The following is a 26,361-nucleotide window of genomic DNA, read 5'->3' as shown; positions in this document are numbered from 1 at the left end:
GTTCGTTTCCCGGCGGAAGGACCGGTCCCGCTGTTACGGTTCGGCCGAATGGGGGGAGGGCCGGACCGAGTGCGTCAGAGGACCTCATGTCAGCCAAGTTTCGCCTGCTCGCCGGAGTGCTCGCGCTAGCCATGCTCGCGGCCGGGTGCACCACCGCCGTCCCCGGCACCCCGATGGCGGGTGCACAGGCGCCCACCGGCGCCGCCCGGCCCAGCAGCACCGGTCGGCCGGGCGCGCCCCCGGAGGCGGACAAGTCCTCCGAAACCGTGCTCGCGCTGATGAAGAAGATCCAGGAAACCGACATCTGCGCCCTGCACGACCAGGAGTTCCTGAAGAAGTTCGGGCCCAAGGTGGTCAGCACCAACGGGCCGGGCTTCAACGGCTGCGCCGGGATCGGCGGCACGCCCAACGCCGAGCACTTCTGGCTGTTCGAGCTGGTGCTCGGCGCGCCGTATGAGCCGAAGGACCGGAACAAGGACAAGTTCGAGGACGTCGGCGGCCGCAAGGTCTACTTCCCGACCATCAGCGGCACCAACGACGACACCTGCCACGCCAAGATCCAGCTCGGCCAGACCGACTTCGGCGCCGCCCTGCGCGCCCGGATGGTGCCCAACACCGGCAAGCCCGCGCCCTGGCCGGAGCGCTGCCAGCAGGCGGGCGCCTACCTGGCCCTGCTCGCGCCGAAGCTGGAGTCCCCGCCTGCCCGCACCGCGGCCGCGGAGAGCAAGCTGCTGGGCAAGGACCCGTGCGCGAAGAAGGACCAGATCGTCGCGCTGTACCCGGAGTACCAGTTCCAGATCATGGAGTACCTCAACCCGTACGAGTGCAGGCTCCGCTTCGCCAAGGGCGACGAGCCGGTGAAGCTGCAGGTCAGCGTGACCTGGGACCGGGATGACGAGCCCAGCCTGACCAGCTTCGGCAGCCAGAAGGTGGAGCGGCTGGAGATGGGCGGCCTGACCGGGATCCGGCGTACCTCCGCCGATTCGGGCCGGGGCGGCGCCTGCTTCACCTCGCTCACGGTGAAGCCGGGCGAGAAGGACGTGAAGTTCAGCGCGCACCTGGTCCAGGTGGAGGCCGATGTGTCCATGGACTTCAGCAAGCCCGCCACCGGCAAGCCGGTGCCCCCGGCCCCGTGCGGACCGGTCAACCAGGCGACCGAACTGGTGTTGTCCGGGCTCTAAGCCCCCTTGTGGGTCAGCAGACGTGCGTACCGGCGGCCGCGCAGTTCCAGGCGCTGCCGCCGGTTCAGCAGCACGTGCAGGAACAGCGTGATCGCACCGAGCAGCCCGCCGAGGACCAGCGGACCGACCTCCTCGGCCCAGATCCCCAGCACCAGCAACAGCAGGCTCACCCCGAGTCCGACGATCACCGGGGCGTAGCGCACGCCGGGACTCCACACCCAGGACTCGCCGGCCTCGGCCTCGGCACGCAGGGCCGCGGCGGCCTGGGTGAGCGGCGGATCGGTCAGGCCCAGCCCGATGATCCGCTCGGCCAGCGCCCGGCAGGTCGCCGCCTGCGACCGGGAGATGATCATCGGCGCGCCGCCGCGGGTGTGCGCCCGGACGTCCAGGCTGTGCGCCCACAGCGCCAGGCCGAGGTGGAAGCGGGTCACCGGATCGCCGTGCTGCCGGGCGAACCGGGACTCCATGATGGACAGCGCCGGCTGGGTGGCACCGGTGGCCAGCAGCGCCACCACCTCGCCCAGTGCCGCGACCTCGCAGCCGGGGTCCTTGGCCAGCGCGGTGCGGTAGCCGGTCAGCGCGCCCGCGTGGTCCCCGGCCATGGCCAGTTCGTCGGCCGCCAGCACCTGCGCCAACGCCGGCGAGTCGGCTGACCCGTCCGGCCGCCACTTGCTCCGCACGATGGTCCGCAGCCGGTCCGGCTGGACTTCGGTGGTCATGGGTGAAGTGTCGCGATAACGGTCGAATGTTCTGTGACCTATGACGCAGTGGGGCTGCTCCGCCGGGGCTAGCTTCCTCGGGTGCCTCCAGACGGGAATCCCCGGCAGCTCAGTTCGCTGGCGCTGGGCGCGTTACTGGCGCTCGGCTGGCTCACCGCGAGCGGTGCGGCGATCGCGCTGGTCACGCTGACCGGCGACAACTACGAGGAATACCCGGTCGAGACCTCGCTGCGGACCACCGAGCAGTTCCCGACCACCTTCCGCACCACCATCCGGACCACCACCACCCGCCGAACGACGCCCACCACGGTGACCACCCCTGGCTGGTTCGGCACCACTCCGAGCGAGACCCCCACGACCGCCGGCGGATTCGGTGGATTCGGAGGCCAGCGGTGACCGAGAGCGTGCTGCCCTGGGTCAGTGCCGCCACCCGCCACGCGGCGCGGGCGCCCTGGCGGCGGGAGGACGAGACCACCCGCTACCTGTGCTCGGCCGCCCACCTGGACCAGGAGTTCGCCGACCAGGCCATCCGGGAGACGCTGGTGGAACCGCTGCGCGCGGTGCCGCCGACGCCTGGGGTCAACCTCGGCGCGGTGCTGCGGGAGGCGGTGGCGGCCAGGATGCGCCGCCGGATCCGGGACGCCATCCTGTTGCTCTGCCTGCTCGGCGTGTTCTTCACCGGCACCTACCTGTTCGTGTTCTGGCTGCTCTACGCCATCGCCTGGAGCTACCTCGCGCCCCGGCACGCCGCGGGCCAGCGCTCCACCCTGCTGCGCGAGTGGAGCGGGGTGATCAAACTCCAGGTGGTGCGCCGGACCCGGCGCTGGGCGCTGATCCTGTTCCTGGTGCTGGCCGCGTTGCTGGCGGCCAGCCAGTTCGCGCCCGCGCAGACCCGCAGGGCGGCGGCCACCCCCGAGCTGATCGACGGCGGCCTGCTGCCCTGGTTCTTCGTGCTGACCGGCCTGCTGGTGGTGCTGGCCGACGAGTTCGTGCTGGCCGCGCTGCTCAGCCGCAGTTTCCGTGCTGGGCCTGGTTTCCAGCCGAACCCCACCAGGGACACCTGGTCCGGGGAGAAGCTGTTCCGCAGCCTGGGCTCGCCCCGGATGCGCCGGGAACTGACCCGGTTCCAGCAGGACGAGCAGGACAGCGATGTGCTGGTGTACCGGGACTACCACCCCTTCGTCGGCAGCGGCGTCCCGTTCCAGCCCTGGTCCATCGCACTGCCGCTGGATCCGGCTGGCCAGACCGTGCCGGCCGGGTTCACCCTCACCGAGCTGTACGAGCACGTCACCGCCGAACTGGGCAAACTCGGCGGCTCCGCCTCGCTGTCCCCGGAACGCCGCCTCGGCGGCCTCACCCCACGGCACCAGGTCGTGGTCTCCGCGGAAACCCTGCTCGACCACCTGCACGACGAACGCGCCGGCTGGGTGCTGCCCGACGTGGACGCCGCCCCCAAGCGCGCGCTGACCGCCGACCAGGTCGCCGAACTGCGCGAACGCCCACTGGAGTGGATGCGCTACTACCGCTGCTTCCAGGTCGAGACCTGGGACCGCAACCTGGTCGTCTCCATCTACCTGCACCTGGGCGCGGACGATCGGATGCTCTACCTGGAGTGGACCCCGTGCGTGCTGCGCCCGGTGGCCGAGCACTACCGGATCGCCGACCGCCGCCCGGCCACCCCGTGGGCGCCGATCCGGCACGCCATCGGCAGCCTGCTCAGCCTCCCGGTCACCGCCCCGCGCCGGGCCCAGTCCCTGTTCCGCACCCTGCGCCCACTGCCGCAACCGCACGGCATGCTGGTGCCGGACAAGTACGGCGCCGCGACCAGCCTGCGCGAACTCACCGCGGACGAGGACCTGGCCAACTACTTCCAGCGCAAGGACCTGGAGCGCTACCTGCAGTTGCTGGAGGGCAGGGCCTTCCGCGCCATCGGCGAGTTCCTCACCGCCCGCGGCCTGTCCGTGGTCGAGTTCCAGGCCAGGGCCAACCAGGTGATCAACAACCACATCGACAACACCGGCGGCAGCCTCAACTTCGTCGGCGGCAACGTGGACGGGAAGTCGGTGCAGGCCAGGGATGTCGGCGGGGTCAGCCAGGGTGGGGCTAAGGACTAGCGCCCATGACAGACCTCGCCGTTCCCACCGGCGGCCTGCCGGAGGAGCAGCCGCGCCGGCCGAGCCCGAGCCACGCGTCGGCGAGCGAGGCCACCGGCCCGATCGCGGACAACACCACGCGCTACCTCGCGGCCGCAGCGCACCTCGACCAGGAGTTCGCGGACGAGGCGATCAGGGAGTCGCTGGCTGAGCCCTTCCGCCCGGCGCTCGGGGTGCCGGGCGGAGATGTGCATTCGGTGCTGCGTGAGGCGGTCGCCGCCCGGACTCGGCGACGTGTCCGGGATCTCCTGCTGGTGCTCCTGGTCGCTGGATCGATCGCTGTCAGCACCTGGACGTTCTTGCCGTGGCTGGCTGCCGCGCTCGTCTGGGCCTATTTCGCCTCAGCGCAACCGACCGGAAAACAGCGCTCGTTGCTACGAGAGTGGAACGGACTGGTTCACCGCGACACCGTGCGCAAGTTTCGGCGATTGGCACTCGTCCTGCTGCTGATCTTGCTGGCGGGCGGGGCGGCGACGGCCGCGGCGCATGACCGGTTCACCCTGGTCATTCGGCTCGACCTGCTGGTCTGGTCCCTGCTGCTCATAGTGACGGCGTTCCTGGTGCTGCTGATCGACGAACTCGTTCTCGCCAGACTGGTGGGCCGTAGCTTCCAGCGCTCGGATTTCATGGCCCATCCGGCCAGGTCCGCCTGGCCGCTGGAGGTGTTCTTCCGTCACCTCGCCCCGCCACGCTGGCGGCGGGCGTTGCGGCGTGCCATGACCATGCGGAGTCCCGGCAACCTGGTGGTGCATCGCGAGTACTGGCCCTTCGTCGGCAGCGGGACCGGGTTCAACGCCTGGTCGATGGCCTTACCGCTGGACCCCGCCGATGAGTCGCCCAAGCGGCCAGTGAGTGCCGACAGCCTCGTGGACCCCGCGATGACCCCGTTCACGGTGTCGGAGTTGCATGACCACATCACCAGGGAGCTGGCTGGGCTCGGCGAGGCGGTCTCGCTGTCGCCGGGAGCGAGGCTGCGGAAGCTGACCGCACACGACCAGGTCGTGGCCTCCGCCGAACAACTGCTCACCCACCTGTCCGACCTGCGAACCAGGGCTGTGCTTCCTCGGCTGGACGGTCCGCCCGCCCACGACGTGCCACCGGCGCTGGTCACCGAGATTCGCGAGCGACCGCTGGAGTGGATGCGGCACTACCGGTGTTTCCAGGTCGAGACCTGGGACCGGCAGCTTGGCGTGTCGGTCTACCTGCACATCGGGGTGGGCGAACGGGTGCTGTACCTGGAGTGGACACCCTGCGTCCTGCTGCCGGTGGCCGAGCACTTCCGGGCGATCGATGATCAACTGCACACGTTCTGGGGAGCGGTCCGTCATGCTGCCGCCTGTTGGATCAGCCTGCCGGTGACGATCTTCCGTCGCGCGGGCAGGCTGACCAGGCGGCTTCGCCCGCAGCCGCATCTGCCTACCCGGCCGCGTCCGGCCAAGTACGGGGCGGCCAGGAGCATCCGTGAACTGGCCGCGGACGAGAACGTGTCCAACTACTTCCAGCGCAGGGATGTCGAGCGTTACGTCCAAGTGCTGGAGACCAGGGCTTTCCGGGCCATCGGTGAGTTCCTGACCGCGCACGGCATTTCGGTCACCGCCTTCCAGCGCCAGGCGAACCAGATCATCAACCTGCACGTGATCCGCACCGGAGACGTGATCAACTTTGTTGGGGGCGACGTCAGTGGCAACTATGTGGGCGGCCGGGACATCGGCACGGTCGACCTCGGAGGTGGGCCGCAGTAGCCGCGCCAAACTCGGCGTGCCTGTACTGCTGCCCCTGCTGCTGGCCAGTGGCTGCGTGCAGATCGTCAGCGGACCCGAGGAGGCCGGGACAGGGGAGTCCCAGCCGACCGCCTCACCGCAAGTCGTCTCGCCGGGTGGGGTGGTCCGGACGTCGGACAACCCACGCGAGGTCATCCGGGTGGTGTACGCCTCTGTAGCCAACGAGGACACGCGGTTGGCTTGCACGATGTTCAGCCCGGAGGCCGGGAAGGCTTTTGCCGCCAACTTCGGCAAGGCGGACTGCCCCGAGGCAATCACGCACCTGGCGAAACAGGTCACCGACAAGATCCGCTACAAGAACATCCAGGTGGACGAGCAGGCGGTTCTTGCCAGCGGGGGCAAGTCCACCGCCTTCTCCTGCGCACTGGCCGTGACGACGGGGCCGAGACTTGGCGAGTTCGCACTTGAGCGGAGTCCGGACGGGTGGCTGGTCACCGGGCACCGGACCGAGCCCGCGGACTGCTCGCCGAGCTGATCACATCAGCCCCCGCCCTGCCACCAGGACAGCACGTCGGCGGCCGCGGCCGGGGTGGCCACCAGCATCCCGTCCGCCGGCAGCGAGCGCCGCCGCCCGTGCCGGTCCAGGATCACCGCCCCCGACTCCAGTGCCAGCGCGATCGACCCGGCCACGTCCCACTCCCGGTAGCTGTCCAGCACCGCGGCCACCGCGTGCCCGAGCGCGACCTGGGCCACCGCCAGCGCGGCCGAGCCCAGCACCCGCACCCCGGTGTGCGCCTGGGCCGCGGCGGTGATGAACTCGCCCATGCCCGGCCAGGGGCCGGCGCGGGTGAGTTCGGCGCAGACGATCCCGCCGGCCACCCCGGCGTGCGGGTCCAGCCGGACCGGCGCGCCGTTGGCCCGGATGCCCCGGCCCCTGGCGGCCGCGTAGATCTGGCCCCGGTAGGGATCGGCCACCACACCGACCACCGGGCCCGCGCTGTCCATCAGCGCCAGGCTGTAGGCGCACCAGGGGATGCCTGCCACGTAGTTGGCGGTGCCGTCCACCGGGTCGACCAGCCAGCGGTACTCCGCGCCGGGCGGGTGCGCCTCGGCGCCGAACTCCTCGGCGATCACCGGGATGCCGGGGAACTCCTTGGCCAGCACCCGGCGGGTGTGCCGCTCCAGGGTGTGATCGGTGTCGGTCACCCAGTCGAATGGATTCGCCCGGGTCTCCGGGTGCGCGCCGCGGCCCGCGGTGGCGGTGATCACGTCGGCCGCGTCATTGGCCAGCCGGCCGGCCACCTCCAGCGCCCGGGACAAAAGCCCTGGTTCGACGGGGTGTGGTGGCGCTGGGGGCACGACGGTCATGCCGACCTAGCCTGACCGCGTACGGTGTCAGTGACGCGAAGCGAAGGTGACGTGTCGGGGATCACCAGGTCAAGACTGCGGTTCGGCCTTCTGCCGGGGTAGTTCGGAAGGGAGCTGAGCAGGCGAGGTGGCGGCACCGTGAGCGAGCAGGACAACGAGGAGTTCGACAACAGTTCCGCGGGGCGTCATGCCGGTGTCGGTCCTTGGGCCGGAGCTGGCGGCACCGTGACACCTGTGCGAGTCGCGATCGTGACCGAGAGCTTTCTGCCGCAGGTGAACGGCGTGACGAACTCCGTCATGCGGGTACTGGAACATCTGCGTCGGTCGGGGCATGAGGCGCTGGTCATCGCGCCCGGCAACGGCGTCAACGAGTACTGCGGCTACCCGGTCGTGCGGGTGCCCGAACTACAGCTGCCCGTGCTGAAGGCCCAGCCCATCGGCTGGCCCAGCCGCAAGATCCTCAAGGCGTTGCAGGACTTCCGCCCGGACGTGGTGCACCTGGCCTCGCCGTTCGTGGTCGGCGCCCGCGGCCTGGTGGCCGCGCGCAAGCTGGGCATCCCGGCGGTGGCGGTCTACCAGACCGATGTGGCCGGCTTCGCCTCCTCCTACGGCCTCGGGCTCACCGCCCGCGCCGCCTGGAAGTGGACGAAGTGGCTGCACACCATGGCCGACCGCACGCTGGCCCCCTCCACCTGGGCCGTGCAGGCCCTGGAGGAGCACGGCATCCCGCGGGTGCACCGCTGGGCCCGCGGCGTGGACACGGTCCGGTTCAACCCCGGCAAGCGCGATGACGCCCTGCGCGCCCGGCTGGCCCCCAACGGCGAGCTGCTGGTCGGCTACGTCGGCCGGGTCGCGCTGGAGAAGTGCGTCGACCGGCTCGGCCCGCTGCACGACATGCCGGGTGTGCAGGTGGTGGTGGTCGGCGACGGTCCCGAACTGGGGCACATGCGCAAGCTGCTGCCGGACGCGCACTTCCTCGGCTTCCGCGGCGGCGACGAACTGGCCACCGCCTACGCCAGCCTGGACGTGTTCGTGCACACCGGGCCGTATGAGACCTTCTGCCAGGCCGTGCAGGAGGCGCTGGCCTCCGGCGTGCCCGCACTGGCCCCGGACGCTGGCGGACCGCGCGACCTGGTCACCCCCGGTCGCACCGGCTTCCTGCTGCCGCCATTCGACGCCGACGCGCACGCCGAGGCGATGTGCGCGGCGATCAACACGTTGCGTGACCCGGTGCTGCGGGCCAAGTACGGCGCGGAGGCCCGGAAATCGGTGCTCCGGCGCACCTGGCCTGCCGTATGTGACGAACTCCTCGGCCATTACGCCGAGGTCACATCCCTGCCGGCGGCGGACAGCCACGCCGCGTAGGGCACCCTGGAGGGGTTCAGCTCCCGACTAACAAGGACCGGTGCCCATGCGGATCGTGCAGCTCGCGAACTTCTACGGTCCGCGTTCGGGCGGCCTGCGCACCGCGCTGAACCACCTGGGCGCCGGGTACGTGGCCGCGGGGCACGAGGTGGTGCTGATCGTGCCCGGCCCGCGCCGGGACGACGAGCTGCTGGCCTCCGGCGTGCGCAGGATCACCCTGCCCGCGCCGAAGGTGCCGTTCATGGGCGGCTACCGGGTGGTCGACCCGGTCCGGGTGCAGTCGCTGCTGAGCAGGCTGCGGCCGGACCGGCTGGAAGTCTCCGACCGGATCACCCTGCGTGGCATGGGCCGCTGGGCCAGCAAGCGCGGGGTGCCCAACGTGGTGATCTCGCACGAGCGCTTCGACCGGCTGCTGGAGCAGTTCTTCCTGCCCGGTCCGGCCGCCCGCCGGGTCGCCGACTGGGCCAACACCCGGATGGCCGCCGGCTACGAGACCGTGGTCTGCACCACCGAGTTCGCCCGCGAGGAGTTCGACCGGATCGGCGCGAACAACGTGCTGCGGGTGCCGCTGGGCGTGGACCTGGAGACCTTCACCCCGGCCCGGCACGACGCCGCGCTGCGCACCGAACTGGCCGGCGGCGCGGAGAACCTGCTTGTCCACTGTGGACGGTTGTCGGTGGAGAAGCACGTGGAGCGCAGCGTGGACACCCTGGCCGAGCTGCACGAGTCCGGCCACGACGTGCGCCTGGTGATCGCCGGGGACGGCCCGCGCCGGGAGTCCCTGGAACGCAGGGCGGCCGGCCTGCCGGTGACCTTCCTCGGTTTTGTGAACTCGCGCACCGACGTGGCCGACCTGCTGGCCACCGCGGACGTCTCACTGGCCCCCGGCCCGCACGAGACCTTCGGCCTGGCCGCCCTGGAGGCGCTGGCCTCCGGCACCCCGGTGGTGGTCTCCCAGTCCTCCGCGCTGCGCGAGATCGTCCGCCCGAGCTGCGGCGCGGCCGTGCCCGACTACGCCCGCGCCTTCGCCGGCGCGGTCACCGAACTGCTGGACAAGCCGGAGGACGGCCGCCGCGCCGCCGCCCGCGCCCGCGCCGAGCAGTTCCCCTGGCCCAGGGCGGTTGACGGGATGCTGGCGGCGATGCAGGTAAGCCCGTAAGTACGCTGCCCCTATGGTCAGGGCTGGTTTGGACAAGAACCCGCGCGAAGTAGCCGAGATGTTCGACGGCGTCGCGCGGCGCTATGACTTCACCAACACCGTGCTCGCCATGGGCATGGACCGGCGCTGGCGGGTCAAGACCACCCGCGCGCTGGACCTCAAGCCCGGCGACCGGGTGCTGGACCTGGCGGCCGGGACCGCGACCTCCACCGCGGACCTGGCCAGCACCGGGGCCTGGTGCGTGGCCGCGGACTTCTCCCTCGGCATGCTGCAGCGCGGCCAGCGGCGCGGGCTGCCGATGGTGGCCGCCGACGGGCTGCGGCTGCCCTTCGCCGACGGGGTCTTCGACGCGGTCACCGTCTCCTTCGGGCTGCGGAACATGCAGGACACCGCCACCGCGCTGAGCGAGCTGGCCAGGGTCACCCGCTCCGGCGGGCGGATGGTGATCTGCGAGTTCTCCCGGCCGAGCTGGGCGCCGATGCGGCTGGGCTACCACACCTACCTGCGCACCTTCCCGCTGATCGCGCGCCGGTTCTCCTCCAACTCCACCGCGTACTCCTACCTGGCCGAGTCCATCAAGGACTGGCCGGAGCAGCGGGCGCTGGCCGAGCTGATCTCGGCCGCAGGCTGGGAGGACGTGGCCTGGCGCAACCTCACCGGCGGGGTGGTCGCCCTGCACCGCGCGGTCAAGCCCTGACCACCGACTACACTCACCAGGGACTTCGTGAAGAAGTTCACAAGCTCGCCACGGACGACTGAGGAGCCTCGATGACCACCCCGACCAGCCGACGTCAGCCGCATGAGGACGCCGAGGTCATCGTGGTCGGCGCCGGCCCGGCCGGCTCCACCGCGGCGACCTACCTGGCCCGAGCCGGGCTGGACGTGCTGCTGCTGGAGAAGAGCGAGTTCCCGCGGGAGAAGGTCTGCGGTGACGGCCTCACCCCGCGCGGCGTGAAGCAGCTCATCGACCTGGGCATCGACACCCGCGAAGAGGCAGGCTGGCTGCACAACCGCGGCCTGCGGGTGATCGGCGGCGGCGTCACCATGGAGCTGGACTGGCCGGACCTGGCCACCTTCCCGCCCTACGGCGTGGTCCGCCCGCGCCAGGACTTCGACGAGATGCTGGCCCAGACCGCGCAGCTGGCAGGCGCCCGGCTGGTGCAGAACACGCACGTGACCGGCGCGGTGACCGATGAGCGCACCGGCCGGGTGATCGGCGTGACCGCCAACGCGGGCAAGGAGAAGACCCCGGTCACCTACCGCGCGCCGCTGGTGCTGGCCTGCGACGGCGTCTCCGCCCGGCTGGCCCTCTCGGTCGGCCTGGAGAAGCGGGACGACCGCCCGATGGGCATCGCGGTCCGCCGCTACTACGACTCCCCGCGCAGCAAGGACGACTACCTCGAATCGCACCTGGAGCTGTGGGACAAGGCCACGCCCGGTGAGCCCAAACTGCTGCCCGGCTACGGCTGGATCTTCGGCATGGGCGACGGCACGGTGAACGTGGGGCTGGGCATCCTGTCCACCTCCAAGGCATACGGCAAGGTCGACTACCGCCAGCTGCTGCGCTCCTGGCTGGACGGCACCCCCGAGGAGTGGGGCCTGCGCGAGGCCAACGCGATCGGCAAGGTCGGCGGCGCCGCACTGCCGATGGGCTTCAACCGCACCCCGCACTACCGCAACGGCCTGCTGCTGGTCGGCGACGCCGGCGGCATGGTGAACCCGTTCAACGGCGAGGGCATCGGCTACGCCATGGAGAGCGCCCGGCTGGCCGCGGAGTGCGTGGTGCACGCCCTGGCCCGGCCGGAGGGGCTCAGCCGCGAGCGGGCCCTGCACCGGTACCCGGTGGCCGTCTCCGAGGCCCTCGGCGGCTACTACCGGCTCGGCAACATCTTCAGCAAGCTCATCGGCAACCCGACGATCATGCGCACCGCCACCAAGTACGGCATGCCGATCAAGCCGCTGATGCGCTTCGTGCTCAAGCTGCTGGCCGGCCTGTACGACCCCAAGGACGGCGACGCGATGGACCGCGTGATCAACGCCGCCACCAAGCTGGCGCCCAGCGCCTGAGCCGACCGCGCGAAAAAACGGCCCGGTTCGCACCCGTTTCGGGGGCGAGCCGGGCCGCTTTGCGCTGCGGGCTGGGCCGTTCGGTGGTACCCACTGATCTTGACGGACCAGCTCCGGCGAACGGGAACACGCCCTCGGTCCCCGCGCGCAGGGGTAGTGCGACAGGTCATACACTTGCCCATTGGAGTTCGTGAACGAGTTCACAAGCTCCGGCAGCGGCTCCCGAGGTAGTTAGGTGAACCTTACTACAAGGGGTGCCGCACCGGGTGCCTAGGGTGCCATCGGACGGCGGCCGTGAAGGCTGCTGACGAGCGCGGATGTGGAAAGGACGGCGGCGGGACAGTGCTCCACCCATACCTCCCCCTCGTGCTGATGTTCTTGCTGGCCTTGGTCTTCGCCCTGGGCTCGGTGACCGTGGCGCCCTATATCGGGCCCCGCCGGTACAACAAGGCCAAGCTCGACGCGTACGAGTGCGGAATCGAGCCCTCGCCCCAGCCAGTGGTCGGCGGTGGGCGGATGCCAGTCGCCTATTACCTGACGGCGATGCTGTTCATCCTGTTCGACATCGAAATGGTGTTCCTCTACCCCTTCGCGGTGACCGCGGGCCAGCTCGGTCTGTTCGGCCTGGTAGAGATCGCCCTCTTCATCGGCACGGTCGGCTTCGCCTACGTCTACGTGTGGCGGCGCGGCGGCCTGGACTGGAGCTGAGTCATGGGTCTTGAGGAGAAGCTGCCCAACGGAATCCTGTTGGCCAGCGTGGAGAAACTGGTCAACTGGTCGCGCAAGTCCTCACTGTGGCCCGCCACCTTCGGCCTGGCCTGCTGCGCGATCGAGATGATGACCACCGGCGCCCCGCGCTACGACCTCGGCCGCTTCGGCATGGAGGCGTTCCGCGCCTCCCCGCGCCAGGCCGACCTGATGATCGTCGCGGGCCGGGTCACCAACAAGATGGCCCCGGTGCTGCGCCAGATCTACGACCAGATGCCCGAACCGCGCTGGGTGCTCGCGATGGGCGTGTGCGCCTCCTCCGGCGGCATGTTCAACAACTACGCCGTGGTCCAGGGCGTCGACCACATCGTGCCGGTGGACATGTACCTGCCGGGCTGTCCGCCGCGGCCGGAGATGCTGCTGGACGCGATCCTGAAGATCCACGCCAAGATCATGGACGAGCCGCTCGGGCCCAAGCGGGCCGCGCTGCGTGCCGCCAGCGGCGCGCGCACCGAGATGATCCCGTCCTCCGTCCGGTACGCCAAGAAGAAGTGATCGGCAGTGACTGACGCGAAGCTTCCCGAGCCCACGGGCCCGGCCCACAGCTCGGCGGACCTGACCCAGGCCGAGCACGAGGAGCACCTGGCCTCCGGCGGGGTCGTGGCCGGCAAGAACCGCAAGGGCATGTTCAACGTCAGCGGTTCGGGCGACACCTCCGGTTTCGGTGGTCTCGTCCTGCCCGCCTACGCGCCCGCGCCCAGCGAGCGGCCCTACGGCGGCTGGTTCGACGAGTTCGTCGACGAGCTGTCCATGGCCATGGCGGAGAAGGGCATCCCGGCCGACGCGGTGCAGCAGATCACCGTCGACCGCGGTGAGATCACCTTCTACATCCGCCGCGAGCACCTGCTCGAACTGTGCAGGCTGCTCCGCGACGACCAGGCCCTGCGCTTCGAGCTGTGCAGCTCGGTCTCCGGCGTGGACTACGGCGTGGACGTGCCGCAGCGGCTGCACTCGGTCTACCACCTGACCTCGATGACCTACCGCCGCCGGATCCGGCTCGAGGTCGCCATGGACATCGAGGACCCGCACCTGCCCAGCGTGGTCGAGGTCTACCCGACCGCGGACTGGCAGGAGCGCGAGGCCTGGGACATGTTCGGCATCGTCTACGACGGCCACCCCGCGCTGACCCGGATCCTCATGCCGGACGACTGGGACGGCCACCCCCAGCGCAAGGACTACCCGCTCGGCGGGATCCCGGTCGAGTACAAGGGCGCGGAAATTCCTCCGCCGGACCAGAGGCGGTCTTACTCATGAGCCACGAACGTCTCGCCGACGTCACCGACGGCACCGACACCAGCCCCGAGGGCAGCGACAGCGCCGAGATCGCCGCTGGTGCAAACGATCCCTACGCCGCGGACACCCGGCTCACCACCGAGGGCCCGGTCTACACCGTCAGCGGTGGTGACTGGGACGAGGTGCTCGAGGACGCCACCCACGACGAGCGCATCGTCATCAACCTGGGTCCGCAGCACCCCTCCACGCACGGCGTGCTCCGCCTGGTGCTGGAGCTGGAGGGCGAGACCGTCACCCAGGCCCGCTCGGTGATCGGCTACCTGCACACCGGCATCGAGAAGAACGTCGAGTACCGCAACTGGACCCAGGGCGTCACCTTCGTGACCCGGATGGACTACCTGGCCCCGCTGCACAACGAGACCGCCTACTGCCTGGCCATCGAGAAGCTGCTCGGCGTGGAAGCGCCCCGGCGCGCGCAGACCGTCCGGGTGCTGCTGATGGAGCTGAACCGCATCAGCTCGCACCTGGTCGCACTGGCCACCGGCGGCATGGAACTGGGCGCGCTGACCGCGATGACCGCGGGCTTCCGCGAGCGCGAAGAGGTCCTGCACCTGCTGGAGCACCTCACCGGCCTGCGGATGAACCACGCGTTCATCCGGCCCGGCGGGCTGTCCCAGGACCTGCCGGATGACTACCACGAGAAGATCACCGACTTCCTCAAGGTGATGGACTCGCGGCTGCCGCAGTACGACAAGCTGCTCACCGGCCAGCCGATCTGGCGCCGCCGCCTCGAAGGCGTCGGCTACCTGCCGCTGGACGGCTGCATGCAGCTGGGCATGACCGGCCCGATCCTGCGGTCGGCCGGCCTGCCGTGGGACCTGCGCAAGGTCGAGCCCTACTGCGGCTACGAGGAATACGACTTCGAGGTCCCCACCGCCACCGAGGCGGACTGCTTCGCCCGCTACCTGCTGCGGGTGGAGGAGATCCACCAGTCGCTCAAGATCGTCAAGCAGTGCCTGGCGAAGCTCGAGCCCGGCCCGGTGATGGTGGCCGACGGCAAGATCGCCTGGCCCGCGCAGCTGACCATCGGCTCCGACGGCATGGGCAACTCGCTGGAGCACGTGCGCAAGATCATGGGTCAGTCCATGGAATCCCTCATCCACCACTTCAAGCTGGTGACCGAGGGCTTCGACGTGCCTGCCGGGCAGGTGTACGTGCCGGTGGAGTCCCCGCGCGGTGAACTGGGTTACCACCTGGTCTCCGACGGCGGCACCCGCCCGCTGCGCGTGCACGTGCGCGAACCCAGCTTCGTGAACCTGCAGTCGATGCCCGCGATGAGCGAGGGCAGCCTGGTCGCCGACGTGATCGCCGCGGTGGCCTCGATCGACCCGGTGATGGGTGGTGTGGACCGATGACGACGACTCCAGAACGACTGTCCGAAGTGGACACTGCGAATGCCGCGCTGTTCGCGGACATCGTTGACAAGGCGCAGCAGATCATCGCGCGCTACCCGCAGAGCCGGTCCGCGCTGCTGCCGATGCTGCACCTGGTGCAGTCGGTGGAGGGCTTCGTCAGCCAGGCCGGCATCGCCTTCTGCGCCGAGCAGCTCGACCTGGCCAAGGCCGAGGTCAGCGCGGTCGCGACCTTCTACACCATGTACAAGCGCAAGCCCTGCGGCGAGCACCTGGTGAGTGTCTGCACCAACACCCTGTGCGCGGCCCTCGGCGGCGACGCGATCTACGGCAAGCTGCGCGAGCACCTCGGCGTCGGCCACGAGGAGACCGCCGGTGAACCCGGCACTCCCGGCTCGGTCACCATCGAGCACGCCGAATGCCTGGCCGCCTGCGACCTCGGCCCGGTGCTCCAGGTCAACTACGAGTTCTACGACAACCAGACGCCCGAATCGGCGCTGGAACTCGTGCAGGCCCTGCAGCGCGGGGAGAAGCCCAACCCCACCCGCGGCGCCCCGCTGACCGACTTCAAGCAGGCCGAACTCCAGCTCGCCGGGTTCTTCGAGGGCCGCGAGCCGGACGTGGCCGGCCCGTCGGCCGCGGTGGAGACCCTGCGCGGAGCCAAGATCGCCCACGAGCGCGGCTGGACCGCTCCGGTCATGCCGGAGGACGTCCCGCTGCCTGCCGTCCCAGAGAAGAAGTGAGGGTGGCATGCCCGAGCCGTTGACGCCGGTGCTCACCAAGCGCTGGCTCTCGCCGACATCCTGGACGCTGCGCACCTACGAGCAGCTGGAGGGCTACACCGCCCTCCGCAAGTCGCTCACCGCGCACCCGGACCAGCTCATCCAGCTGTGCAAGGACTCCGGTCTCCGCGGTCGCGGTGGCGCCGGCTTCCCCACCGGCCTCAAGTGGGGCTTCATCCCGCAGGGCGATGGCAAGCCGCATTACCTGGTGATCAACGCCGATGAGGGCGAACCGGGCACCTGCAAGGACATCCCGCTGATGATGGCCGATCCGCACTCGCTGATCGAGGGCTGCATCATCACCTCCTACGCGATCCGGGCCAACTTCTGCGCGATCTACGTGCGCGGCGAGGTCCTGCACTGCATCCGCAGGCTCAACGCCGCGGTGCAGGAGGCCTACGCCGCCGGGTACCTCGGCAAGAACATCCTGGGCAGCGGGTTCGACCTCGACATCGTGGTGCACGCCGGCGCAGGCGCGTACATCTGCGGTGAGGAGACCGCCCTGCTGGACTCGCTGGAGGGCAAGCGCGGCCAGCCCCGGCTCAAGCCGCCCTTCCCGGCCACCGCGGGTCTGTACGCCTCGCCCACCGTGGTGAACAACGTCGAGACCATCGCTTCGGTTCCCTACATCGTCAACGGCGGTTCCGGCTGGTTCCGCGAGATGGGCCGCGAGCGTTCGCCCGGCCCGACCATCTACTCGCTGTCCGGGCACGTCACCAACCCCGGCCAGTACGAGGCGCCGATGGGCACCACGCTGCGCGAGCTGCTGGAGCTGGCCGGTGGCATGAAGGACGGCATCCCGCTGAAGTTCTGGACGCCGGGTGGTTCCTCCACCCCGCTGTTCACCGCGGACCACCTGGACGTGCCGCTGGACTTCGAGGGCGCGGCCGAGGCCGGTTCGATGCTGGGCACCAAGGCGCTGCAGATCTTCAACGAGACCGTGTCCGTGCCGTGGGCCGTGATGAAGTGGACCGAGTTCTACAAGCACGAGTCCTGCGGCAAGTGCACCCCCTGCCGGGAGGGCACCTACTGGCTGGTGCAGATCCTGCAGCGGATGGTCCGCGGCGAGGGCACCCCCGCCGACGTGGAGACCCTGCTGGACATCTGCGACAACATCCTCGGCCGGTCCTTCTGTGCCCTTGGCGACGGCGCTACCAGCCCGATCACCAGCGCCATCAAGTACTTCCGGCACGAGTTCCTCGAACTGTGTGCGAGCAACGCCGGCAACGCGCAGGCCGCACTGGCCGGAGCAGGAGCGCACTGACATGACCGTCGCACCCGAGAAGAACGCCGAGACCGCACCGGTGCCCGCCGGGCACGTCAAGCTGACCATCGACGAGCGCGAGGTCATCGCGCCCAAGGGCGAACTGGTCATCCGCGCCGCCGAACGGCTGGGCATCGTGGTGCCGCGCTTCTGCGACCACCCGCTGCTGGAGCCGGCTGGCGCCTGCCGCCAGTGCCTGGTGGACGTGGAGATGGGCGGGCGGCCGATGCCCAAGCCGCAGGCCTCCTGCACGCTCACGGTGGCCGACGGCATGGTGGTCCGCACCCAGCACACCTCGCCGGTGGCCGACAAGGCCCAGCAGGGCGTGATGGAGCTGCTGCTCATCAACCACCCGCTGGACTGCCCGATCTGCGACAAGGGCGGCGAGTGCCCGCTGCAGAACCAGGCGCTCAAGCACGGTCGCACCGAGTCCCGCTTCGTCGAGACCAAGCGCACCTTCCCCAAGCCGGTGCCGATCTCCACCCAGGTGCTGCTGGACCGCGAGCGCTGCGTGCTCTGCCAGCGCTGCACCCGCTTCTCCGACCAGATCGCCGGCGACCCGTTCATCGAACTGCTCGAACGCGGCGCGCAGCAGCAGATCGGCATCGCCGAGGGCAAGCCGTTCCAGAGCTACTTCTCCGGCAACACCATCCAGATCTGCCCGGTCGGCGCGCTCACCAGCGCGGCCTACCGGTTCCGCTCCCGGCCGTTCGACCTGGTCTCCACCCCCGGCGTGTGCGAGCACTGCGCCGGCGGCTGCGCGACCAGGGTGGACACCCGGCGCGGCAAGGTCATGCGCCGGCTGGCGGGCGATGACCCCGAGGTCAACGAGGAATGGCTGTGCGACAAGGGTCGCTTCGCCTTCGTCTACCCGACCCTGCCCGACCGGATCCGCCGCCCGCTCGTCCGGGACGAGAACGGCGAGCTGGTCGAGGCATCCTGGACCGAGGCGCTGCGGGTGGCGGCCGACGGCCTGGCCAAGGCCAGGGACGGCAAGGGCGTCGGCGTGCTGCCCGGCGGCAGGCTGACCGTCGAGGACGCCTACGCCTACAGCAAGTTCGCCAGGGTCGCCGCGCGTACCAACGACATCGACTTCCGGTCCCGGCCGCACTCGGATGAGGAACTGGCGCTGCTGTCCTCCTCGATCGTGGGCGTCACCCCGGACACCGGGGTCACCTACGGCGCGGTCGAGGCCGCGCCCGCGGTGCTCTGCGTGGGCCTGGAGCCCGAGGAGGAAGCCGGGATCCTGTTCCTGCGCCTGCGCAAGGCCGCGCGCACGGGCCGGACCAAGGTCTTCCACCTCGGCCAGTACACGACCCCCGCGGTGCGCAAGACCTTCGGCACCCTGATCCCCGCGGTGCCCGGCGGCGAACCCGCCGCACTGCGCGCGCTGCCCGGTGACGCGGACACCGCGCTGCGCGGTGGCGGCGCCGTGCTGCTGCTCGGCGCCCGCGCGGTCGAGGTGCCCGGCCTGATCTCGGCCGCGGTCGAGCTGGCCACCGCCACCGGCGCCACGCTGGCCTGGATCCCCCGCCGCGCCGGTGAGCGCGGCGCGGTCGAGGCCGGTGCGCTGCCCACGCTGCTGCCCGGCGGCCGCCCGGTCACCGACTCCGAAGCCCGCGCCGAGATCGAGCTGGCCTGGGGCGTGGCCGCGGGCTCGCTGCCCGCGACCGCCGGCCGGGACGCGGCAGGCATCCTGGCCGCCGCCGCGGCCGAGGAGCTGGACGCGCTGCTGATCGGTGGCGTGGACCCGGGTGACTTCGGTGACCCGGCCGCCGCGCTGGCCGGTGTCAAGGCCGCTGGTTTCGTTGTCTCCCTTGAACTTCGGCACTCCGCGGTGACCGAGCACGCCGATGTGGTGCTGCCGGTGGCCGCATCCGTCGAGCGCGCGGGCAGCTACCTCAACTGGGAGGGCCGCCGCCGCGAGTTCAAGGCCGCGCTGGACGTGGCGGGCGTGGTCCCGGACTGCCGGGTGCTGGACACCCTGGCGATCGAGATGGACTCCGACCTGTTCACCCAGACCCCGGCCGCCGCGGCCGCGGACCTGGCCCGGCTGGGCGCGCACCGCGGCGCCCGCCCGGTGTTCACCCCGGCCGCCGACCCCGGCGCCCCGCTGCTGACCAACGGTCACCTGGTGCTGGCCAGCTGGACCCAGATGCTGGGCAACTCCTCGATGCAGGACGGCGAGCCGGCGCTGGCCGGCACCGCCCGTCCGGTGGTGGCCCGGCTGGCCCCGGCCACCGCGGACAAGCTCGGCCTGACCGAGGGCTCCCCGGTCAGCGTGGCCACCGAAACCGGTTCGATCACGCTGCCGCTGGAGTTGGCCGACCTGCCCGAGCAGGTCGTGTGGCTGCCCGGCAACTCGGGCACGTCCACCGTGCGCCGCACCCTTGGCGCCGGTCACGGCGCTCTCGTCACCGTCACCGACGGAGGAAACGCATGAACCCGGGCGATGTCGGACGGCTGCTCGCCGACGATCCGTGGTGGCTGAGCCTGATCAAGGTGCTCGCCGTCTTCATCTTCCTGGTGGTCCTGGTGATCGGCCTGGTCTGGGGCGAGCGCCGGGTGGTCGGGTTCATGCAGCAGCGGCCCGGCCCCAACCGGGCAGGCCCCTGGGGCATCCTGCAGTCACTGGCCGACGCGCTGAAGATGGCCTTCAAGGAGGACATCCGGCCGGTCATGGCGGACAAGTGGGTCTACTTCCTGGCCCCGGTCCTCTCCGCCGTGCCCGCCTTCCTGGCCTTCTCGGTGATCCCGTTCGGGCCCGAGGTCGAGATCTTCGGCGAGAAGACCGCGCTGCAGATCGCGGACGTGCCGGTGGGCATCCTGGTGGTGCTGGCCTGCGCCTCGGTCGGCGTCTACGGCATCGTGCTCTCCGGCTGGGCCTCCGGCTCGCCGTACCCGCTGCTCGGCTCGCTGCGCTCGGCCGCCCAGGTGATCTCCTACGAGATCGCGATGGGCCTCTCGATCGTCTCGGTGATCCTGTTCGCCGGCTCGCTGTCCACCGCCGACATCGTGGCCGCGCAGTCCCATGGCGTCTGGTTCGTGGTCACCCTGCTGCCCAGCTTCGTGATCTACGTGATCTCCATGGTCGGTGAGACCAACCGGGCCCCGTTCGACCTCCCCGAGGCCGAGTCGGAGCTGGTCGGTGGCTTCCACACCGAGTACTCGACCTCGCTGAAGTTCGCCATGTTCTTCCTCGCCGAGTACATCAACATGGCCACCGTCTCGGCGCTGGCCACCACGTTGTTCCTCGGTGGCTGGCAGGCGCCGTTCGGGCTGCACCTCATCGGCGACGGGTTCCTCAACACCGGCTGGTGGCCGGTGCTCTGGTTCCTCGGCAAGATGCTGGCGTTCCTGTTCTTCTTCGTGTGGCTGCGCGCCACCCTGCCCCGGCTGCGCTACGACCAGTTCATGCAGCTGGGCTGGAAGGTGCTGGTCCCCAGCGCGCTGGTCTGGTTCGTCGCGGTGACCGTGGTCAAGTACATCAACACCACCCCGGACATCTCGACCACCCAGTACCTGATCTTCGGTGGAGCCGGCCTCGCCGTGCTGATCCTGCTGGTCTTCCTGATCCCGGAGCGCGAGTTGCCGGAGGAACGGATCCAGGTGGCCGGCAGCGGCTACCCGATCCCGCCGCTGGACCTCGCGGTGCCCAAGCCCCCCAAGCGCCGGACCCCCGTGGCCGCCGCGCAGCAGAGTTCCACGCCGGCCGCGATCGGCACCGAAGGCGGAAAGGAGGCTGGCGATGGGACTGTTTGATCCCATCAAGGGCTTCGGCGTCACCTTCTCGACGATGTTCCGGAAGGTCGTCACCGAGGAATATCCCGAGGTCATGAAGGTCACCGCGCCGCGGTACCACGGTCGCCACCAGCTCAACCGGCACCCGGACGGCCTGGAGAAGTGCGTCGGCTGCGAGCTGTGCGCCTGGGCCTGTCCGGCGGACGCGATCTTCGTCGAGGGCGGTGACAACACCGAGGAGGCCCGCTTCTCGCCGGGCGAGCGCTTCGGGGCGATCTACCAGATCAACTACCTGCGCTGCATCGGCTGCGGTCTCTGCATCGAGGCCTGCCCGACCCGTTCGCTGACCATGACGAACGAGTTCGAGCTGGCCGACGACAACCGGCAGAACCTGATCTACACCAAGGAACAGCTGATGGCGCCGCTGCTGGAAGGCATGGAGCAGCCGCCGCACCCGATGCGCCTCGGTGAGAACGAGCAGGACTACTACGTCAACGGGCCGCAGCTGGCCCGCGGCGAGAAGCCCACCGAGAAGCCCACCGAGGGGGCTGTGCGTTGAGTTCCGTCATCGCCATCCTCGCCCAGGCCCCGCCTGCCGCGCCGGACACCATGTTCCTCGGTGAGCAGATCCTGTTCTGGGTGCTCGGGCCGGTCGCGCTGGCCGGCGCGCTGGGCATGCTCTTCGCCCGCAACGCCGTGCACTCGGCGCTGTTCCTGGTGCTGACCATGCTCAGCCTGGGCGTGCTCTACATCGCGCAGCAGGCGCCGTTCCTGGGCGTGGTGCAGATCATCGTCTACACCGGCGCGATCATGATGCTGTTCCTGTTCGTGCTGATGCTGGTGGGCAGGGACAGTTCGGACTCGGTGGTGGAGGTGCTGCGCGGGCAACGGCTCGCGGCCACCTTCCTCGGCCTCGGCTTCGCCGCGCTGATCGTCTCCGCACTGGCCCGCGCGCTCACCTCGGTGCCATCCACCGGCCTGGCCAAGGTCAACGGCGAGGGCGGCCCCGGCAACGTGCGCGGCATCGGGCACCTGCTCTTCCGCGACTACGTCTTCGCCTTCGAGCTGACCTCGGCGCTGCTGATCACCGCCGCGCTCGGCGCGATGCTGCTGGCCTTCGTGGACAAGGAACACTCCACCAAGCGCAGCCAGCGCGAGCTGGTCGGCGCCCGCCTGCGTGGCGAGCACGACCGCCCCTCGCCGCTGCCCGGCCCCGGTGTGTTCGCCACCGCCAACTCGGTGGCCACCCCGGCGCTGCTGCCGGACGGTTCGGTCGCACCGGAATCGCTGTCCAAGATCATCGAGGCCACCTCGCGTGAGCGCCTCGCCGACGACATCACCGAGGTCGCGGGCACCGGCGCCCAGCCGGACGCGCACGCGCTCACCGGACGGTCCGAGAAGAAGGACGAGAAGTCCGGTACCGAGGAGGGGAAGGCATGACCCCCCTTGTGTCACCCCCGAGTGGCTGCCAGCCGTACCTAAGGGGAACGGGACGCAACCCAGCCACAAGCACGAGCGAAACCGCACAGCGCCCAGCCAACGCAACCACAGCAGTTAAATTCCGGGGAGGCGGAACAGCATGACCCCCACCTACTACCTTTTGCTGTCCGCGCTGCTGTTCTCCATCGGCGCGGTGGGCGTGCTGGTCCGGCGGAACGCCATCGTCGTGTTCATGTGCATCGAGCTGATGCTCAACGCGGTGAACCTGACCCTGGTGACCTTCTCCCGGATCAACGGCGCGCTGGACGGCCAGGTGATGGCCTTCTTCGTGATGGTCGTCGCGGCGGCCGAGGTGGTCGTCGGACTCGCGATCATCATGTCGATCTTCCGCACCCGCCGCTCGGCCTCGGTCGACGACGCCAACCTGCTCAAGTACTGAGGTGCAGACGGTGAAGGGAAATGTAATGGCCGCCGCCGAGGTGGTGGAGGCTACCGGCGCGGCCCAGTACGCCTGGTTGCTGATCCTGCTCCCGCTGATCGGCGCCACCGTGCTGCTGGTCGGTGGGAAGCGGGTCAACGGGTGGGGTCACCTGCTCGGCTCCGCGATGGCGATCCTGTCGTTCGTCTACGGCGCGGTCCTGTTCGTGCAGACCATCGGCAAGGACGCCGGCTCGCGAGTCGCCGACCTGCCGGTGTTCGAGTGGTTCAACGTGGCCGCGCTCAAGGTCGAGTTCGGCCTGCGCATCGACCCGTTGTCGATGACCTTCGTGCTGCTGATCACCGGTGTGGGCTCGCTGATCCACATCTACTCGATCGGCTACATGAGCCATGACGCGGACCGGCGGAAGTTCTTCGCCTACCTGAACCTCTTCGTCGCGGCGATGCTGGTCCTGGTGCTGGGCAACAGCTTCGTGACGCTGTACCTGGGCTGGGAGGGCGTTGGTCTGGCCTCCTACCTGCTGATCGCCTTCTGGCAGCACAAGCCGGCCGCGGCCACCGCGGCGAAGAAGGCCTTCCTGATGAACCGGGTCGGTGACGTCGGCCTGGCGCTGGCGATCTTCCTGATGTTCCGGGACCTGGGCACCACCCAGTACACCGAGGTCTTCGCCCGCGCGGGCGAGCTGTCCCCCGGTGTGGTCACCGCGATCGCGGTGCTGCTCCTGCTGGGCGCCTGTGGCAAGTCCGGTCAGTTCCCGCTGCAGGCCTGGTTGCCGGACGCGATGGAGGGCCCGACCCCGGTCTCCGCGCTCATCCACGCCGCGACCATGGTCACCGCCGGTGTCTACCTGGTGGCCCGGTCCAACCCGATCTACAACCTGACCGAGGACGGCCGCCTGGTCGTGGTCATCATCGGCGCCATCACGCTGGTGATCGGGTGCATCATCGGTTGCGCCTACGACGACTTCAAGAAGGTGCTGGCCTACTCCACGGTCAGCCAGATCGGCTACATGATCCTGGCCGTCGGCCTCGGCCCGGCCGGGTACGCGATCGGCATCATGCACCTGCTCACCCACGGCTTCTTCAAGGCCGGGCTCTTCCTCGGGGCCGGTTCGGTGATGCACGGGATGAACGACGAGGGCAACATCCGCCGGATGGGCGGGCTGGCCAGGCACATGCCGGTCACCTTCGTCACCTGGGGCCTTGGCTACCTGGCCCTGATCGGCTTCCCGCTGCTGTCCGGCTTCTACTCCAAGGACGCCATCATCGAGGCGGCGCTGGGCCAGGGCGGCTGGCGCGGCTGGGTCTTCGGCGGCGCGGCCCTGCTGGGCGCCGGGCTGACCGCGTTCTACATGACCCGGTTGATGCTGCTGGTCTTCTTCGGTGAGAAGCGCTGGCAGAAGCTCAAGTCCGCGGACGGCCGCGACTACCACCCGCACGAGTCCCCGGCCAGCATGACCGTGCCGATGATCGTGCTGGCGGTCGGTTCGGTCGGCGCCGGCTTCTTCTTCAGCCAGGGCCACCGGCTCGCGGAATGGCTGGAGCCCTCGCTGGGCAAGCTGGTCGAGTCCGAGCACGGGGTGCTGCCGCACTCGCTGGTGCCGATCCTCACCGTGGCACTGGCCGCGCTCGGCGCGCTCACCGCCTGGCTGATCTTCGGCCGTAAGCCGGTCCCGGTGGAACGCCCGGAGAAGGTCTCCTTCCCGGTGCGCGCCGCCCGCAAGGACCTCTACGCCAACGCGATCAACGAGGGGCTCATCGCGAACCCGGGCTTCCTGCTCACCAGGTTCCTGCTCTTCTTCGACAACAAGGGCGTCGACGGGGTGGTCAACGGCACGGCCGTGCTGCTCCGGGGCGTCTCGAGCCGGGTCCGCCGGCTCCAGACCGGTTTCGTGCGCTCCTACGCGCTGAGCATGCTGGGCGGTTCGGTTCTGCTGATCGCCGCCCTGCTGATGGTGAGGTTGGCGGGATGAACGGCCTCGTGCTGCTCGCACTTCTGCTGCTGCCGCTTCTCGGCGGCCTGGTGGTGGCGTTCCTGCGCGGCAACGACCGCGCGGCGAAGCTGACCGCGCTCGGGTTCGCCCTGGCCGAGCTGGTGCTCGCCGCGGTGGCCTGGGCCGGGTTCACCCCCGGCGGCGACCGGATCCAGCTCGCCTTCGGGGTGGACTGGATCCCGGCCTTCGGCGTGCGCTTCGCCCTCGGCGTGGACGGCATCGCGCTGGTGATGATCGCGCTGATCGCGGTGCTGGTGCCGATCGTGATCGGCGCCTCCTGGGAGGAGAAACTGCCCGAGGGCCGCACGGTCGCCGGGTTCTTCTCCCTGCTGCTGGTGATGCAGACCTTCATGATCGGGGTCTTCGCCGCCACCGACGTGTTCCTGTTCTACGTCTTCTTCGAGGCGATGCTGGTGCCCGCCTACTTCCTGATCGGCCGCTTCGGCGGACCGCGCAGGCAGTACGCGGCGGTCAAGTTCTTCCTGTACTCCCTCTTCGGCGGCCTGGTCATGCTGGCCTCGGTGATCGGGGTGTACGTGGTGGCCAGCGGCAAGCTGGGCAAGGGCACCTTCGACTGGGCGACCCTGGTCAGCATCGCCAAGGACATCCCGCAGAGCACCCAGATCTGGCTGTTCCTCGGCTTCCTGATCGCCTTCGCGATCAAGGCGCCGCTGGTGCCGCTGCACACCTGGCTGCCGGATGCCGGTGGCGAGGCCCCGGTGGGCGTCGGCGTGCTGCTGGTCGGCGTGCTCGACAAGGTCGGCACCTTCGGCTTCCTGCGCTACGGCCTGTCGATGTTCCCCGACGCCAGCCGGATCCTGGCGCCGTGGGTGCTCACGCTGGCCGTGATCGGCGTGATCTACGGCGCGATCCTGGCCGCGGGACAGACCGACATGAAGCGGTTCGTCACCTACACCTCGATCGCGCACTTCGGCTTCATCGCGCTGGGCATCTTCGCCTTCAGCACCCAGTCGATCTCCGGCGCGGTGCTGTACATGGTCAACCACGGCCTCTCCACCGGCATGCTGTTCCTGGTGGTCGGCATGGTCATGGCGCGCGGTGGCTCCCGGCTGTTCAGCGACTACGGCGGTATGGCCAAGCTCACCCCGGTGCTCGGCGGCATGTTCTTCATCGCCGGGCTCTCCTCGCTGGCCCTGCCCGGCACCAACTCCTTCGTCAGCGAGTTCCTGGTGCTGATCGGGTCGTTCCCGAGGGAGCCGGTGTTCACCATCATCGCCACCGTCGGCATGGTGCTGGCCGCGCTGTACGTGCTGTGGGCCTACCAGCGGGTCATGCAGGGCCCGGTGCGCGGCAACGCGCTGGTGGGCCTGGCCGGTGGTCCCGGCTCCGCGGTGGATCCCGCCTCGGAGACGGCCAAGACCAAGGTGGCCGACCTGTCCAAGCGCGAGCTGGCGGTGCTGACTCCGCTGGTGGTGCTGATCATCGCGCTCGGGGTCTACCCCAAGCCGGTGCTCGACGTGATCAACCCGTCCGTCACGGCGACGATGACCGAGGCCGGGCAGCAGGACCTGGTGAAGGAAGGCAAGTGACGTGGT

At 69.9% G+C, this 26,361-nt stretch carries 24 protein-coding genes; 22 read left to right on the top strand and 2 right to left on the bottom strand.

The window, feature by feature from the left end; genetic code table 11:
* Positions 1-86: 86 nt before the first annotated feature.
* On the top strand, positions 87-1,181 hold the full coding sequence (locus HNR67_RS02795; RefSeq protein WP_185000567.1) for a DUF3558 domain-containing protein: 1,095 nt from the start codon (positions 87-89) through the stop codon (positions 1,179-1,181).
* On the opposite strand, the gene HNR67_RS02790 is transcribed toward HNR67_RS02795, so the two are convergent.
* Positions 1,178-1,900 carry a tetratricopeptide repeat protein gene (locus tag HNR67_RS02790; RefSeq protein WP_185000566.1) on the bottom strand — a complete coding sequence of 241 codons (723 nt, stop codon included), beginning with the start codon at positions 1,898-1,900 and terminating at the stop codon, positions 1,178-1,180. The two genes, HNR67_RS02795 and HNR67_RS02790, sit on opposite strands and share 4 nt — an antisense overlap.
* 81 nt (positions 1,901-1,981) lie before the next feature.
* Here HNR67_RS02790 and HNR67_RS02785 point away from each other — a divergent pair, with 81 nt between their 5' ends.
* The 4 genes from HNR67_RS02785 to HNR67_RS02770 are packed head-to-tail and all read left to right on the top strand — an operon-like array spanning position 1,982 to position 6,309.
* Positions 1,982-2,296, top strand: a complete 315-nt coding sequence (locus HNR67_RS02785; RefSeq protein WP_185000565.1) for a hypothetical protein — start codon at positions 1,982-1,984, stop codon at positions 2,294-2,296.
* Complete coding sequence (locus HNR67_RS02780; protein WP_185000564.1) at positions 2,293-4,014, top strand: hypothetical protein; 1,722 nt, start codon at positions 2,293-2,295, stop codon at positions 4,012-4,014. Before HNR67_RS02785 ends, HNR67_RS02780 begins: the two co-directional genes overlap by 4 nt.
* 5 nt (positions 4,015-4,019) lie before the next feature.
* The gene (locus HNR67_RS02775; protein WP_185000563.1) at positions 4,020-5,795 is read left to right on the top strand and encodes a hypothetical protein; all 1,776 of its coding nucleotides are present in this window, start codon (positions 4,020-4,022) and stop codon (positions 5,793-5,795) included.
* A gap of 16 nt (positions 5,796-5,811) precedes the next feature.
* Positions 5,812-6,309 (top strand): hypothetical protein, encoded by a 498-nt coding sequence (locus HNR67_RS02770; protein ID WP_185000562.1) that lies wholly within the window; start codon positions 5,812-5,814, stop codon positions 6,307-6,309.
* A gap of 5 nt (positions 6,310-6,314) precedes the next feature.
* On the opposite strand, the gene HNR67_RS02765 is transcribed toward HNR67_RS02770, so the two are convergent.
* Positions 6,315-7,142 (bottom strand): inositol monophosphatase family protein, encoded by an 828-nt coding sequence (locus tag HNR67_RS02765; RefSeq protein ID WP_185000561.1) that lies wholly within the window; start codon positions 7,140-7,142, stop codon positions 6,315-6,317.
* Between the two features lie 282 nt (positions 7,143-7,424).
* Here HNR67_RS02765 and HNR67_RS02760 point away from each other — a divergent pair, with 282 nt between their 5' ends.
* The 17 genes from HNR67_RS02760 to HNR67_RS02680 all read left to right on the top strand — a co-directional run bounded on the left by HNR67_RS02760 (position 7,425) and on the right by HNR67_RS02680 (position 26,355).
* Positions 7,425-8,507 carry a glycosyltransferase family 4 protein gene (locus HNR67_RS02760; RefSeq protein WP_312986280.1) on the top strand — a complete coding sequence of 361 codons (1,083 nt, stop codon included), beginning with the start codon at positions 7,425-7,427 and terminating at the stop codon, positions 8,505-8,507.
* A 46-nt stretch (positions 8,508-8,553) separates the two neighbouring features.
* A complete protein-coding gene (locus HNR67_RS02755) occupies positions 8,554-9,666 on the top strand; it encodes a glycosyltransferase family 4 protein (protein WP_185000559.1) in 1,113 nt (370 codons plus the stop codon).
* Positions 9,667-9,679: 13 nt separating this feature from the next.
* A complete protein-coding gene (locus HNR67_RS02750; RefSeq protein WP_185000558.1) occupies positions 9,680-10,363 on the top strand; it encodes a demethylmenaquinone methyltransferase in 684 nt (227 codons plus the stop codon).
* 71 nt (positions 10,364-10,434) lie between these two features.
* Positions 10,435-11,733 carry a geranylgeranyl reductase family protein gene (locus HNR67_RS02745; protein WP_185000557.1) on the top strand — a complete coding sequence of 433 codons (1,299 nt, stop codon included), beginning with the start codon at positions 10,435-10,437 and terminating at the stop codon, positions 11,731-11,733.
* 342 nt (positions 11,734-12,075) lie between these two features.
* The gene (locus HNR67_RS02740; RefSeq protein ID WP_185010054.1) at positions 12,076-12,441 is read left to right on the top strand and encodes an NADH-quinone oxidoreductase subunit A; all 366 of its coding nucleotides are present in this window, start codon (positions 12,076-12,078) and stop codon (positions 12,439-12,441) included.
* Between the two features lie 3 nt (positions 12,442-12,444).
* Positions 12,445-12,996: a NuoB/complex I 20 kDa subunit family protein gene (locus HNR67_RS02735; protein ID WP_185000556.1), complete on the top strand. Its 552-nt coding sequence runs from the start codon at positions 12,445-12,447 to the stop codon at positions 12,994-12,996.
* Between the two features lie 6 nt (positions 12,997-13,002).
* Positions 13,003-13,755, top strand: coding sequence for an NADH-quinone oxidoreductase subunit C (locus HNR67_RS02730; protein ID WP_185000555.1), 753 nt, complete (start codon positions 13,003-13,005; stop codon positions 13,753-13,755).
* A complete protein-coding gene (locus HNR67_RS02725) occupies positions 13,752-15,149 on the top strand; it encodes an NADH-quinone oxidoreductase subunit D (RefSeq protein WP_185000554.1) in 1,398 nt (465 codons plus the stop codon). Before HNR67_RS02730 ends, HNR67_RS02725 begins: the two co-directional genes overlap by 4 nt.
* A complete protein-coding gene (gene nuoE, locus HNR67_RS02720; protein ID WP_185000553.1) occupies positions 15,146-15,889 on the top strand; it encodes an NADH-quinone oxidoreductase subunit NuoE in 744 nt (247 codons plus the stop codon). Before HNR67_RS02725 ends, nuoE begins: the two co-directional genes overlap by 4 nt.
* Positions 15,890-15,896: 7 nt before the next feature.
* Complete coding sequence (nuoF, locus tag HNR67_RS02715) at positions 15,897-17,192, top strand: NADH-quinone oxidoreductase subunit NuoF (protein WP_185000552.1); 1,296 nt, start codon at positions 15,897-15,899, stop codon at positions 17,190-17,192.
* A 1-nt stretch (position 17,193) separates the two neighbouring features.
* Positions 17,194-19,635 carry an NADH-quinone oxidoreductase subunit G gene (locus tag HNR67_RS02710; RefSeq protein ID WP_185000551.1) on the top strand — a complete coding sequence of 814 codons (2,442 nt, stop codon included), beginning with the start codon at positions 17,194-17,196 and terminating at the stop codon, positions 19,633-19,635.
* Positions 19,632-20,954 (top strand): NADH-quinone oxidoreductase subunit NuoH, encoded by a 1,323-nt coding sequence (gene nuoH / locus HNR67_RS02705; RefSeq protein ID WP_185000550.1) that lies wholly within the window; start codon positions 19,632-19,634, stop codon positions 20,952-20,954. Before HNR67_RS02710 ends, nuoH begins: the two co-directional genes overlap by 4 nt.
* Positions 20,941-21,492 (top strand): NADH-quinone oxidoreductase subunit NuoI, encoded by a 552-nt coding sequence (nuoI, locus tag HNR67_RS02700; RefSeq protein WP_185000549.1) that lies wholly within the window; start codon positions 20,941-20,943, stop codon positions 21,490-21,492. Before nuoH ends, nuoI begins: the two co-directional genes overlap by 14 nt.
* A 50-nt stretch (positions 21,493-21,542) precedes the next feature.
* Positions 21,543-22,373 (top strand): NADH-quinone oxidoreductase subunit J, encoded by an 831-nt coding sequence (locus HNR67_RS02695; protein WP_185010052.1) that lies wholly within the window; start codon positions 21,543-21,545, stop codon positions 22,371-22,373.
* Between the two features lie 139 nt (positions 22,374-22,512).
* Positions 22,513-22,812 (top strand): NADH-quinone oxidoreductase subunit NuoK, encoded by a 300-nt coding sequence (gene nuoK / locus HNR67_RS02690; protein WP_185000548.1) that lies wholly within the window; start codon positions 22,513-22,515, stop codon positions 22,810-22,812.
* 25 nt (positions 22,813-22,837) lie between these two features.
* A complete protein-coding gene (nuoL, locus tag HNR67_RS02685) occupies positions 22,838-24,784 on the top strand; it encodes an NADH-quinone oxidoreductase subunit L (protein ID WP_185010051.1) in 1,947 nt (648 codons plus the stop codon).
* Entirely contained in the window at positions 24,781-26,355 is a 1,575-nt protein-coding gene (locus tag HNR67_RS02680; protein WP_185000547.1) for an NADH-quinone oxidoreductase subunit M, read from the top strand. Before nuoL ends, HNR67_RS02680 begins: the two co-directional genes overlap by 4 nt.
* Positions 26,356-26,361: the final 6 nt, after the last annotated feature.

Origin of the sequence: Crossiella cryophila, assembly GCF_014204915.1 — a bacterium.
In the GTDB taxonomy this organism is placed as follows: Bacteria; Actinomycetota; Actinomycetes; order Mycobacteriales; family Pseudonocardiaceae; genus Crossiella; species Crossiella cryophila.
Note: the sequence above shows the minus strand (reverse complement) of the source record. Positions and strands in the feature narration are given on the sequence as shown.

What these genes read in the sequence shown, in the direction of transcription:
- HNR67_RS02795 (WP_185000567.1), top strand. Translation starts at nt 87, where the DNA reads ATGTCAGCCAAGTTTCGCCTGCTCGCCGGAGTGCTCGCGCTAGCCATG.
- HNR67_RS02790 (WP_185000566.1), bottom strand. Translation starts at nt 1,900, where the DNA reads ATGACCACCGAAGTCCAGCCGGACCGGCTGCGGACCATCGTGCGGAGC.
- HNR67_RS02775 (WP_185000563.1), top strand. Translation starts at nt 4,020, where the DNA reads ATGACAGACCTCGCCGTTCCCACCGGCGGCCTGCCGGAGGAGCAGCCG.
- HNR67_RS02765 (WP_185000561.1), bottom strand. Translation starts at nt 7,142, where the DNA reads ATGACCGTCGTGCCCCCAGCGCCACCACACCCCGTCGAACCAGGGCTT.
- HNR67_RS02755 (WP_185000559.1), top strand. Translation starts at nt 8,554, where the DNA reads ATGCGGATCGTGCAGCTCGCGAACTTCTACGGTCCGCGTTCGGGCGGC.
- HNR67_RS02750 (WP_185000558.1), top strand. Translation starts at nt 9,680, where the DNA reads ATGGTCAGGGCTGGTTTGGACAAGAACCCGCGCGAAGTAGCCGAGATG.
- HNR67_RS02745 (WP_185000557.1), top strand. Translation starts at nt 10,435, where the DNA reads ATGACCACCCCGACCAGCCGACGTCAGCCGCATGAGGACGCCGAGGTC.
- HNR67_RS02735 (WP_185000556.1), top strand. Translation starts at nt 12,445, where the DNA reads ATGGGTCTTGAGGAGAAGCTGCCCAACGGAATCCTGTTGGCCAGCGTG.
- HNR67_RS02725 (WP_185000554.1), top strand. Translation starts at nt 13,752, where the DNA reads ATGAGCCACGAACGTCTCGCCGACGTCACCGACGGCACCGACACCAGC.
- nuoE (WP_185000553.1), top strand. Translation starts at nt 15,146, where the DNA reads ATGACGACGACTCCAGAACGACTGTCCGAAGTGGACACTGCGAATGCC.
- nuoF (WP_185000552.1), top strand. Translation starts at nt 15,897, where the DNA reads ATGCCCGAGCCGTTGACGCCGGTGCTCACCAAGCGCTGGCTCTCGCCG.
- HNR67_RS02710 (WP_185000551.1), top strand. Translation starts at nt 17,194, where the DNA reads ATGACCGTCGCACCCGAGAAGAACGCCGAGACCGCACCGGTGCCCGCC.
- nuoH (WP_185000550.1), top strand. Translation starts at nt 19,632, where the DNA reads ATGAACCCGGGCGATGTCGGACGGCTGCTCGCCGACGATCCGTGGTGG.
- nuoI (WP_185000549.1), top strand. Translation starts at nt 20,941, where the DNA reads ATGGGACTGTTTGATCCCATCAAGGGCTTCGGCGTCACCTTCTCGACG.
- HNR67_RS02695 (WP_185010052.1), top strand. Translation starts at nt 21,543, where the DNA reads ATGTTCCTCGGTGAGCAGATCCTGTTCTGGGTGCTCGGGCCGGTCGCG.
- nuoK (WP_185000548.1), top strand. Translation starts at nt 22,513, where the DNA reads ATGACCCCCACCTACTACCTTTTGCTGTCCGCGCTGCTGTTCTCCATC.
- nuoL (WP_185010051.1), top strand. Translation starts at nt 22,838, where the DNA reads ATGGCCGCCGCCGAGGTGGTGGAGGCTACCGGCGCGGCCCAGTACGCC.
- HNR67_RS02680 (WP_185000547.1), top strand. Translation starts at nt 24,781, where the DNA reads ATGAACGGCCTCGTGCTGCTCGCACTTCTGCTGCTGCCGCTTCTCGGC.